This is a genomic window from Cupriavidus neocaledonicus (assembly GCF_000372525.1).
GTDB lineage: Bacteria > Pseudomonadota > Gammaproteobacteria > Burkholderiales > Burkholderiaceae > Cupriavidus > Cupriavidus neocaledonicus.
Window position 1 is genome coordinate 1 of the sequence record NZ_AQUR01000021.1, and the last position, 2,465, is coordinate 2,465.

Annotated in this window: 3 protein-coding genes; all 3 read right to left on the reverse strand. The window is 67.6% G+C overall.

Features of this window, described 5'->3' with window-relative positions; all coding sequences use genetic code 11:
• The coding region (locus A3AG_RS30915; protein ID WP_035847437.1) for an ATP-binding cassette domain-containing protein at positions 1–158 on the reverse strand (158 nt) is incomplete at its 3' end.
• Positions 159–506: 348 nt separating this feature from the next.
• Positions 507–2,198 carry a GMC family oxidoreductase gene (locus A3AG_RS0100185; protein ID WP_018003651.1) on the reverse strand — a complete coding sequence of 564 codons (1,692 nt, stop codon included), beginning with the start codon at positions 2,196–2,198 and terminating at the stop codon, positions 507–509.
• A gap of 27 nt (positions 2,199–2,225) precedes the next feature.
• Positions 2,226–2,465, reverse strand: a 240-nt coding sequence (locus A3AG_RS30920) for an aldehyde dehydrogenase family protein (RefSeq protein ID WP_035847366.1), incomplete at its 5' end; no start/stop codon positions are given.

Consider the following 2,465-nt stretch of genomic DNA (forward strand, 5'->3'; position numbering starts at 1 on the left):
AGCAGGTTGAAGCAAGTGGTCTTGCCCGCGCCGTTGGGGCCGATCAACGCATGGATCGAGCCGCGGCGCACCCGCAGGTTGACGTCGCTTACCGCGGTGAACCCCTTGAACTCCTTGGTGAGGTTCCGCGTTTCCAGGATGGTTTCCTGCTGGTTCATGTCTCCTGCCCGCCCTCTTGCTGTACTGCCGGGGTGATGCCCGGCACTGACAATGGTCCGAACCGGCCTTGTAGGCCCTTACTGCCGCTTGTTCCGTCAGGCTCGCCGTGATTGCCGCCATGCCCGCGGGTTTTATCTGTGCAGGGCGGCTCCCGCGCGGGTTGCGGCGGCGGCATGGCATGTGCGGCCGAAGCACCCTGAGGCGTCTATTGTGTGCGCCTGTTGCATCGCAAAACATCGGGGTTTGCACTATGAAACATGAACCAAGTGTCAGTTTTTTGGCGAGCCCACAAGCGCCGCACAAGCCACATGATGACCGCCCCGACGGTGCTCATGGGGTGCAGCGCTTCAAGCGCTTGTGACCGCTGTCACCGGCACGGCACTGGCTTCGGCCGGTGCCTGCGCCGGGCTTGCCAATTCGGTTGCGGGGGCGCGTTGCCTGCGGTCTTCGCGGATCATGTCGCTGGCCCGCTCGGCGATCATGATGGTCGGCGAGTTGGTGTTGCCCGAGGTGATCAGCGGCATCACCGAGGCATCGACCACGCGCAGCCCCTGCAGCCCCAGCACGCGCAACCGATGATCGACCACCGCCATGGGATCGTCGGCGCGTCCCATCTTGCAGGTGCCGACCGGATGGAAGATGGTGGTGCCGATATTGCCGGCGGCCTCGGCCAGTTCTTCGTCACTCTGGAAGGCCGGCCCCGGCAGCCATTCCTCGGGCTGGTACGGCGCCAGCGCCGGCGACGCCACGATGCGGCGCGTGAGCCGGATCGAATCGGCGGCGACCTTGCGGTCCGCGTCGGTCGACAGGTAGTTGGGCGCGATCACCGGCGCCTGGCGGAAATCCGCGCTGCCGGCATGCACGCTGCCGCGCGAGGTCGGGCGCAGGTTGCAGGCGCTGGCGGTAAAGGCGTTGAAGGCGTGGAGCGGATCGCCGAACTTGTCCAGCGACAGCGGCTGCACGTGGTATTCGATGTTCGGCCGCGCCTGCGCCGGATCCGAGCGCGCGAACGCACCCAGCTGCGATGGCGCCATGCTCATCGGCCCGCTCTGGTTGAAGGCGTACTGCACGCCGATGCAGAACTTGCCCCACAGGCTGGCGGCGCGCGTGTTCAGCGTGCGCACGCCGTTGACCTTGACCACGCTGCGCAGCTGCAGGTGGTCCTGCAGGTTCTCGCCCACGCCGGGCAGCGCGTGGCGCACCGGAATGCCCAGCGCCTGCAGCCGTTCAGGCTGACCGATGCCGGACAACTCCAGCAACTGCGGCGTGTTGACCGCCCCCGCGGCGAGAATCACCTCCAGCGTGGCCGCCGCCGCATGCGCGCGGCCGCCGCCCAGATAGCTGACGCCGGTGCAGCGGCGCCCGTCGAAGCTAAGCCCGCTGACCTGCGCGCCGGTGACGATGGTCAGGTTGGGCCGCTCCGAGGCCCGCCGCAGGAATGCCTTGGCGGTGTTCCAGCGGATGCCGCGGCGCTGGTTCACTTCGAAGTAGCCGACGCCGAAATTGTCGCCGCGGTTGAAGTCGTCGGTGCGCGGGATGCCCGCTTGCTCGGCGGCATCGGCAAAGCGCTCCAGGATGTCCCAGCGCAGCCGCTGCCCTTCCACGCGCCATTCGCCGCCGGCGCCGTGGAATTCGCTCGGGCCCCGGTGATGGTCTTCGCTGCGCTTGAACAGCGGCAGCACGTTGTCCCAGCGCCAGCCGTCGTCGCCGGTCAGCCGCGCCCACTCGTCATAGTCCTCGCGCTGGCCGCGCATGTAGATCATGCCGTTGATCGACGAGCAGCCGCCCAGCACGCGTCCGCGCGGATAGCCCAGCGAGCGCCCGTTCAGCCCCGCTTCGGCTTCGGTGCGATAGAGCCAGTCGGTGCGCGGGTTGCCGATGCAGTAGAGATAGCCCACCGGAATGTGGATCCAGTGGTAATCGTCCTTGCCGCCGGCTTCCAGCAGCAGCACGCTGACGTCCGGGTCCTGCGTCAGCCGGTTCGCCAGGACACAGCCGGCCGAACCGGCCCCCACGATGATGTAGTCGAATGTCTCCATGGCGCCCTGTTGTCGTGATGGTCGGGGTTACTTCGCCACTGGCATGGTGAACTCGGCGCCCTTGGCGATCGCGTCGGGCCAGCGCTGCATCACGCTCTTGTAGCGCGTGTAGAAGCGCACGCCCTCTTCGCCGTAGGCATGGTGGTCGCCGAACAGCGAGCGCTTCCAGCCGCCGAACGAATGCCACGCCATCGGCACCGGGATCGGCACGTTGATGCCGACCATGCCCACCTGGATCTGCCGCGCGAACGCGCGCGCGATGCCGCC